Consider the following 8,197-nt stretch of genomic DNA (forward strand, 5'->3'; position numbering starts at 1 on the left):
CCCCGTCTCCCAGCCGACGCCGGGTCACCCGCGGCCCCGTCTCCCAGCCGACGCCGGGTCACCCGCGGCCCCGTCTCCCAGCCGACGCCGGGTCAGCTGCGACGCCACGGGCCCTACTTCGGGTAGAGGCCCTCGATCTCCGCGGCGAAGTCCTTCATGATCGCCTCGCGGCGCAGTTTCATCGAGGGGGTCAGGTGTCCGGCCTCCTCGGTGAAGTCGACGGGGAGTATCTCGAAGCGGCGGATGGACTCGGGGCGGGAGACCAGTTTGTTCGCCTCGTCGAGGGCGCGTTGCAGGACGGCCCGCAACTCGACGTCGTCCAGGAGGAGTTCCGGCGGCACCGGGTGCTTGCCGTTCATCTGGCGCCAGTGGGTGAGGCCGTCCCGGTCCAGGGTGATGAGGGCGCTGACGTAGGGCAGCCCGTCGCCGACCAGCATCACCTGGGAGATGAGGGGATGCGAGCGCAGCCAGTTCTCCAGCGGGGCGGGGGCGACCGACTTGCCGCCGGCCGTGATGAGCATCTCCTTCTTGCGGCCGGTGATGGTGAGATAGCCCTCGTCGTCCAGTTCGCCGAGGTCGCCGGTGGCCAGCCAGCCGTCCCGGGTGGCCGGGACGACCCCACCGGCCTGCGGGTCCCAGTAGCCGCGCAGGACGTGCTCACCGGCGATCAGGATCTCGCCGTCGGCGGCGATCCGGACCTTGGTGCCGGGCATCGGCCAGCCCACCGTGCCGAGGCGGGGCTTGAGCGGCGGGGTGCAGGTGGTGGCCGCGGTGCTCTCGGTCAGGCCGTAGCCTTCGTAGATCTCGATGCCGGCCCCGGCGTAGAACGCGGCGAGGCGGCGGCCCAGCGGGGAGCCGCCGCAGATGATGTGCCGGACGCGGCCGCCCATGGCGGTACGGATACGGCGGTAGACGAGCGGGTCGTAGAAGCCGCGGGCCGTCTTCAGGGCGCGGCCGGGGCCGCCGCCGGTGCCGGTCTGTTTCGCCTCCAGCGCCTCGCCGTAGCGCTGCGCGACCCCGGTGGCCCGGTCGAAGACCGCGACCCGGCCGGCCGCCTCCGCCTTCGCCCGCGCGGTGTTGAACACCTTCTCCAGCATGTAGGGGATGGTGAGCAGGCAGGTCGGCCGGAAGGCCGCGAGGTCCGGGAGCAGGTCCTCGGCCTTGAGGCTGGGGGCGTGGCCGAGGCGGACCCCGGCGCGGACGCAGGCGATCGCCACCATGCGGCCGAAGACGTGGGACATGGGGAGGAAGAGGAGGATGGAGAGCTCCTCGTCGTTGCGCGCCTTGAAGATCGGGTAGAGGAGTTCGATCGCGTTGTCGACCTCGGCGAAGAAGTTGCCGTGCGAGAGGGCGCAGCCCTTGGGGCGGCCGGTGGTGCCCGAGGTGTAGATGAGGGTGGCGAGGGTGTCGGGGCCCAGCATGCCGCGCCGTACGCCCACCTCGGCGTCCGGCACCTGGGCACCGGCCTCGGCGAGCCGGTCCACGTGCCCCTTCTCCATCACCCACAGGTGCCTGAGGTCGGGCAGCCGGTCGAGTTCGGGGCCGAGCGCGGCGGCCTGTGCGGAGGTCTCCGTGACCAGGGCGACGGCGCCCGAGTCGTGCATGATCCAGCGGGTCTGGAAGACCGAGGAGGTCGGGTAGATCGGCACGGTCACCAGGCCGGCCGCCCAGGCGCCGAAGTCGAGGAGCGTCCACTCGTACGTCGTCCGGGCCATGATCGCGACCCGGTCGCCCGGCATCAGCCCCTCCGCGATCAGCCCCTTGGCCACCGCCAGCACCTGCGCGGCGAACTGGGCGGCCGTCACGTGCTCCCAACGCCCGTCCGCGTCGGCGGACTTGCGGCTGAGCACGAGGGCACCCGGCTCCGCCTCCGCGTTCTCGAACGGCAGGTCGGCCAGCGACCCGTGCCGTACCGGCGGTGCGAACGGCGGTACGTAGGCCTCCCGCACCACCCCGTCCAGGCGCTGCACCAGGGGCTCGACCAGGATCGGGTTCCCGTCGTAGTCCGTGGCCTGGACCGCCGCGCCGGAGGAGACGGGGGCGGTGTTCGGATAAGAGGACGTGGACACGGGGCGGCTCCTCGGGCGTGCAGCGGTGAACTGCTTGCTGCATGACGTACGTGCCTCGCGCACCGAGGCGTTCACCGGCACCGGCCCTCGGGACGGTGTTACCGACGGTTCAGGCTGGAGATCGTACGGGGCCGCTGTGGCGGGCTTGTGGGTTTTCGGGGGTTTTCCGGGGACGGGCCTGTGCAATCCCGGAGGTTACGTGAGGGTCTCTCACGTTCGGCCCGTTTTCCGGTACTTGACGGCTGTCACATAGCCTTACCTACGGTAATCTTACTCCAGAGTCAGGATATGGGCCATATGGGGGCGTGACGGTTGTCGGGACGCTCTCGCCGACGGCATCGAAAAGGTGAACCTCTGTGATCGTCATGGACCGGGCTCCTTCTCTCGGCCCCCTGCTGGCCCTCGGCGCGCTGCGGTCGCCTTTCCGCAGGCCGGGCCCCGATGCCGCGTTCCCCCGCACCCGCCTGGCCCTGCGGGGTGTCCGCCCCGACCTCGGCAGGCTCGCCGCCTACGAACGTGTCTGCGGGTTCGGCACCGGGGAGGACGGGCTGCCGATCACGTACCCCCACGTGCTCGGCTTTCCGCTGGCCATGCGGCTCATGAGCGCCCGGGAGTTTCCGCTGCCGCTGCTGGGGCTGGTGCACACCGGCATCGAGATCGAGCGGTACGCCGACCTTCCGGGCGACGGGTCGTACGACGTCCTGGTGCACGTCGAGAAGCTGGGTCCGCACCGGCGGGGCACCGAGGCCACCGTCGTGACCGAGGTACGGCTCGGCGAGGAGGTCGTCTGGGAGTCGCGGAGCACCTACCTGGCACGGCACCGGACGCGGCACTCCGGCGGGACGGCACGGGAAGGGGCCGGGCCGCCGCTGCCCGTCGTCGAGGAGTGGCGGATCGCCGGGGACGTCGGCCGGCGCTACGGGGCCGCCTCCGGGGACCGCAACCCGATCCATCTGCACCCGCTCACCGCCCGCCTCTTCGGCTTCCCCCGGGCCATCGCGCACGGCATGTGGACGGTGGCCCGGTGTCTCGCCGCGCACGGGGTGCCGACGGCGGCCGAGGTGCGGGCCGAGTTCCGGGCGCCGGTGCTGCTGCCGGCGACCGTCGCGTACGCCGCCGGGAACGGCCGCTTCCAGCTGCGCAGCGGAGACCGGGTGCACGTGGAGGGCAGGATCCGCCCGCGCGTCACCCGCTGATCCGCCGACGCCGGACGACGCATGCGTTCCGGCTCCCTGTGCGGCTTCTGTCACGCCGGGGCGGTGTCCGGCTGGTGCTGATCAAGCTCCGCCACCTGCCCGGCGAGCAGACCACCCACGTGGAGCAGGACCCGTACCGGGTCTTGTTGTCGGGGGTGCGGCACCTGCCCGTAGGTTCGGGAGTATCGGGTCTAGCAGGGCATCGTGGCCAGGCGGCCGACCAGGTGCCGCTGGAGGAACTCCAGTTGGTGCCCCAGCAGCCGGGCGAACGCGTCGTTGGTCGGTGCGGCATGTGTCATCCCGCTGAGCGGCAGCACCTCGTGCGGCTTCCCCGCGGCCAGCAGAGCGCTGGAGAGTTGCAGCGTACTGGCCACGAAGACGTTGTCGTCTGCCAGTCCGTGCATCAGCAGCAGCGGGCGGCTGAGTTTGGGAGCGTCGGCAAGAAGCGAAGACCGCTCATAGTGCTCCGGGTACTGGTCGGGCAGACCGAGGAAGCGCTCTTTCCAGCAGGCATCGTAGAGATGCTGGTCGGTGAGCGGAGCGCCGGCCACTGCGGCGTGGAAGATGTCGGGCCGGCGCAGCACCGCGGCGGCGGCCAGCATCCCGCCGAACGACCAGCCGCGGATGCCGACCCTGCCGAGGTCCAGCTCCGGGTGGCGCTCGGCGGTCGAGTGCAGGGCGGCAACCTGGTCGTCCAGGGCCGGGCCGATCGGGTCACCGAAGATCTCCTTCTCCCAGCGCGGCCCTCGTCCGGGTGTGCCGGCGCCGTCTGTCACCAGCACCGCGAAGCCCTGTTCGGCGAACCACTGCGAGACGAGGGTGTGAGGGGTCTGTTCGGCCATCACCTTCTGCATGGCGGGGCCGCCGTAGGGATCGACCAGTACCGGCAGCTGGGCATCACCGGCCTTGTGCCAGGACGGCAGGAAGAGGTGTGTGCGCAGTTCACGCGGCCCTGCAGCGGCGGATTCGACACGCAGCTGCAGCAGCGGGCGTTGGGCGTGCGAGCTGATTTCGACGGGCGCGGGGCCATCCCGTTCCGGTCGGCCGTCATCGGTCAGGCGGTGCACGGCGGTGTGCGAGCCCGGCAGATCCAGCGTGCGTGCGGTGTGTACAAACGTGCCGCCGCAGAATGCGCCGGAGTGCACGCCCGGCTGCTCGGTCAACTGGTGTATGCCCTGGCCCGGACGGTACCTCCACACATGGCGTTCGGTGGGTTCTGCGGCCGCCGTAAAAAGCACCGTCTCGCCGTCCACCGCAAGCACCTCGTGCAGCTGCAGGCCGTCCGGCGTGACCGGCGTGCCGTCGATGCTCAGGTGCCGGGTCTCGTTCCGGTCGAGGTAGTCGACGAGCAGGCCGGTAGCTGTCCGCGCGGGCACTCCGGGCACCAGCAGCTCCACCCAGCGCTCATCGCGCCGCTCGGCCAGGAGGCTGGTCGTACCGTCTGCCGGGTCGACGGCCAGTACCTGGAGCGTGCGCTGGTCGCGGCTGAGTACGGCGGCGAACGGACCGTGCCCGTCCCAGCCGGCCGCGGGCAGGTACTCGAAGCCGGCCCGGTCCCAGCGGACCTCGGTGCGGTTGCCCGCCAGATCGGCGATCCAGAGCGTGACCTCGGCGTTGGCGGTACCGACCTGCGGGTAGCGCATCGTGCGCGGCGGCTTGGCGGGGTCGGCCGGATCGGTGATGTACCACAGCCCGACCTCTCGGTTGTCCACCCGGGTGGTCAGTATCCGCTCCCCGTCCGGTGCCCACCAGTAGGCCCGGTAGCGGCCCATCGACTCGCTCGCCACATGCTCCGGCAGGCCGAAGAAGACGTCCGGACCTTCCGCCGGCTCGGGCGCGGCCACCGCTCGGTCGCCACTGCCGTCGGCGCCGATCACCCGGAGCGCGCCGCCGGAGACGTAGGCGATGTTCCGGCCGTCCGGGGACGGGCGCGGGTCGACCACCGGCTGCCGGGCGGGCAGTTGCCGGACGGCGCCGGAGCCGGTGTCCGCCACCCACAGCTGCCCGGAGAGGGCGAACGCGGCCACCTGAGCGGCCGTGTCGGTGGCGTAGTCGGTGATCCCAGCGGCCTGCTGCCGGGCGCGTTCGCGCCGGATGCGCTCCTCTTCCGGCACCTCATCGGTCGCGTCGCCGAGCAGCCTGGCGGGGTCAGCCAGCAGCCGCTCCGCGCCGGTTGCCAGGTCGATCCTCCACAGGCACCCGACCGGGTCGTCCCCGGCCCGGCTCCGCAGGAACAGGACACAGGTACCGTCCGGCGCCACGGTGAAACGGGCGGGTGCACCGAGGGTGAAGCGGCGGGTGCGGGCGAGCTGTCGCAGAAGTGGGGATGTCACCATGCCTGGCACTGTGTCATTCGTTCGCTGGAGCAGCATGGGAATATCGCGGCTCAGACAGCCGTGCCGAAGCCGGTGGCAGCCCGGCACCAGGCGTGTTGAATCAATCGGGGATCTGCGCAGATTGCCAATCATCCGCAGCAAAGCGAAGCGCGGAACGTGACGGCTGTACCGGGTGGGCCACCGGCGGCCGGCGGCCGCCCTGCGCCGCTGGGGCGCGGTGTGACGGCGGGGCCGGTCACGGCGCGGACCACGGCCGGCCCTCCATCAGGTTGCCCAGCCCCGCCCAGGCGAAGTTCATCAGGGTCGCCGCCGTCTGCCGGGCGGTGACTCCGGGGGTGGCGTTGGCCCAGGCCGCGAGGGACTCGGCGGCGCCCACCAGGGCCTCGGCGAGACCGGCGACCTCGCCCTCGCCCAGGTCGGGGTCGCGGTGGGCGGCGCGGGCGGCGGCCACGATGAGCTGGGTCACGAACGCGACGATCTCCTCGCGCATCGCCGCCACCTCGGCGGCGAACCGCTCGCCGTGCGTGCGGGCCTGGATGTGCAGCACCGACCAGCCGTCGGGGTGTTCGGCGGTGTACGTGAAGAACGCCCGCAGCCCGTCCCACAGCTGCCGGTCGGCCGGCAGGTCGCGGTCGACGCCGGTGCGGACCGCCTCGGTCAGCGCCTTGGCCTCACGGCGGATGCAGGCCGTGAACAGGTCTTCCTTGGAGTTGAGGTACAGGTACACCAACGGCTTGGAGACACCGGCGAGTTCGGCGATCTCGTCCATCGACGCGGCCATGTAGCCGCGCTGGCCGAAGGTGCGCACGGCGGCGTCCAGCATCTGCTGCTCACGTACCGCGCGCGGCATCCGCTTGGTCTTGACGGTCCCCATGGGACCAAGCCTAGTTGGGGCCGGGGGCGAGGGAGCCGCTCAGGAGGAGGCCTGGGCCTGCTCGGGCGCCTGGGCCGTCTGCTCGACCGCCTCGTCCTCCTGGCTGCGGTTGGCCTCGATGTTGGCCTTCATGCGCTCCACCCGCTGCGAGACCTGCACCGAGGCGCGGTCCCGCTCCTTGCGCAGCACGACGAAGCTGATCGGCGCCGACAGGACGAGGGAGAGCAGCAGGACCCACAGGAAGTTGGAGTCGCCGAAGCCGCGCGGGAACGCCCCGGCGTAGACGAGGCCCCAGACGACGAGGAGGCAGCCCGCGAAGATACCGAGGCGCATCAGCGTGTAGCGGAGCATCTCAATCCAGTCTTCCGACGACGAAAAGGGGCACCGTCCAGTGAAGCACGCCGCGGGGCCGGTCGTGCACCGGGGTCCGGTCAGCTCAGTGGGAGCAGCATGGTGATGTCGTCGCGGTCGTCGCCGGGTGCGACGCGGACCGCCGCGGGGACCCGGCCGACCTCCTTGTACCCGCAGGAGGCGTAGAAGTCCTCCAGGCCGAGGCCGCCGCGGCAGCCGAGCCGTATGGCGTCGATGCCCTCGAAGCCGCGGGCGGCGTCGGCGGCGGCCGCGAGCAGCGCACGGCCGTGTCCCCGCCCCTGGTGCCTGGGGTGCACCATCACCGTGTACAGCCACACCCAGTGCGTCATCAGCCGGTGCGTGTTGAAGGAGAAGAAGGCGGTGGCGGCGACCTCGCCGGCCTCGTCGTGCCCGACGAGGAGCCGGTGGCGCCCCTCGGCCATCGCGACGAAGTGCCGGACCAGCTCCGGCCGGATCTCCTCGGCGGTGACGGGGGCGACGAAGCCGACGGCGCCGCCGGCGTTGGTCACGTCCGTCCACAGGCCGAGGATGCCGTCGCGGAGGGCGGGGGTGATCGCGGGGTCGAGGGTGAAGGTAAGGGGCATACGGGCATCGTATCTATTACGACAGCGCGTGTGCAGCCACTTTCAGGTCGGCGACGAGAGCCTGGTAGGCCTGCTCCCGGTCGTCCGATCGCAGGACGGAGGAGGGGTGCACGGTGGGCACCAGCCGCTCCGGCCGCCCGTGGATCTCCCGCTCCAGCACGGTCCCGCGGACCTCGCCCACCCGGAACGCCGACCCGAGCAGCGCCTTTCCGGCGGTGGCACCGAGCACGACGATCAACTCCGGCCGCACGACGGACAGCTCGGCGGCGAGCCAGGGGCCGCAGGCCGACATCTCGCGCAGGGTGGGGGGCTTGTGGATGCGGCGCTTGCGGGTCGCGGCCCAGGTGAACTTGAAGTGCTTGACGGCGTTGGTCACGTAGGCGTCGGCCGGGTCGAGGCCGGCGTCCGCCAGGGCCTTGCCGAGCAGCCGCCCGGCGGGGCCGACGAACGGCTCGCCCTGCCGGTCCTCCTGGTCGCCGGGCTGCTCGCCGACGAGCATGAGCCGGGCGTGCGCCGTGCCCTTCCCGAAGACGGTCTGGGTGGCGTCGCGGTGCAGGGGGCAGCCCTGGCAGCCGGCGGCGGCCCGGCGCAGCGATGTGAGGCTCTGCCGGCCGCCGGGGAGGAAGGGGGCTGCGGTGTACGCCTCCTCCGGAGCACTGGTGGCCATGAGGGCCGGGTACCCGCCGTGACAGTGCCGAGTCATGTCGGCCGCGGGTGCGTCGTGGCTTGTCGCGCAGTTCCCCGCGCCCCTAAAAACAGACAAACG

The 8,197-nt window shown here is 71.9% G+C and carries 7 protein-coding genes; 1 reads left to right on the plus strand and 6 read right to left on the minus strand.

Translation table 11 applies throughout. From position 1 onward, the window contains the following. Positions 1–113 precede the first annotated feature (113 nt). Positions 114–1,988, minus strand: a complete 1,875-nt coding sequence (locus AB0M11_RS40585; protein ID WP_365713884.1) for an AMP-dependent synthetase/ligase — start codon at positions 1,986–1,988, stop codon at positions 114–116. A gap of 446 nt (positions 1,989–2,434) precedes the next feature. On the opposite strand from AB0M11_RS40585, the gene AB0M11_RS40590 reads away from it, so the two are divergent. Continuing rightward, positions 2,435–3,265, plus strand: a complete 831-nt coding sequence (locus AB0M11_RS40590) for a MaoC/PaaZ C-terminal domain-containing protein (RefSeq protein ID WP_365713886.1) — start codon at positions 2,435–2,437, stop codon at positions 3,263–3,265. A 191-nt stretch (positions 3,266–3,456) separates the two neighbouring features. Here the strand turns inward: AB0M11_RS40590 and AB0M11_RS40595 are convergent, their stop codons facing one another. The 5 genes from AB0M11_RS40595 to AB0M11_RS40615 all read right to left on the minus strand — a co-directional run bounded on the left by AB0M11_RS40595 (position 3,457) and on the right by AB0M11_RS40615 (position 8,098). Beyond that, entirely contained in the window at positions 3,457–5,601 is a 2,145-nt protein-coding gene (locus tag AB0M11_RS40595; RefSeq protein WP_365713874.1) for a prolyl oligopeptidase family serine peptidase, read from the minus strand. Between the two features lie 235 nt (positions 5,602–5,836). Beyond that, positions 5,837–6,475, minus strand: coding sequence for a TetR/AcrR family transcriptional regulator (locus AB0M11_RS40600; protein WP_365713875.1), 639 nt, complete (start codon positions 6,473–6,475; stop codon positions 5,837–5,839). Between the two features lie 39 nt (positions 6,476–6,514). Beyond that, positions 6,515–6,826 (minus strand): DUF4229 domain-containing protein, encoded by a 312-nt coding sequence (locus tag AB0M11_RS40605; RefSeq protein ID WP_365713878.1) that lies wholly within the window; start codon positions 6,824–6,826, stop codon positions 6,515–6,517. An 80-nt stretch (positions 6,827–6,906) separates the two neighbouring features. Next, complete coding sequence (locus AB0M11_RS40610; RefSeq protein WP_365713880.1) at positions 6,907–7,431, minus strand: GNAT family N-acetyltransferase; 525 nt, start codon at positions 7,429–7,431, stop codon at positions 6,907–6,909. Between the two features lie 16 nt (positions 7,432–7,447). After that, positions 7,448–8,098: a UdgX family uracil-DNA binding protein gene (locus AB0M11_RS40615; RefSeq protein WP_365713882.1), complete on the minus strand. Its 651-nt coding sequence runs from the start codon at positions 8,096–8,098 to the stop codon at positions 7,448–7,450. Between the last annotated feature and the right edge of the window lie 99 nt (positions 8,099–8,197).

It is taken from the genome of Streptomyces sp. NPDC051987, from assembly GCF_040680735.1.
Lineage (GTDB): Bacteria > Actinomycetota > Actinomycetes > Streptomycetales > Streptomycetaceae > Streptomyces.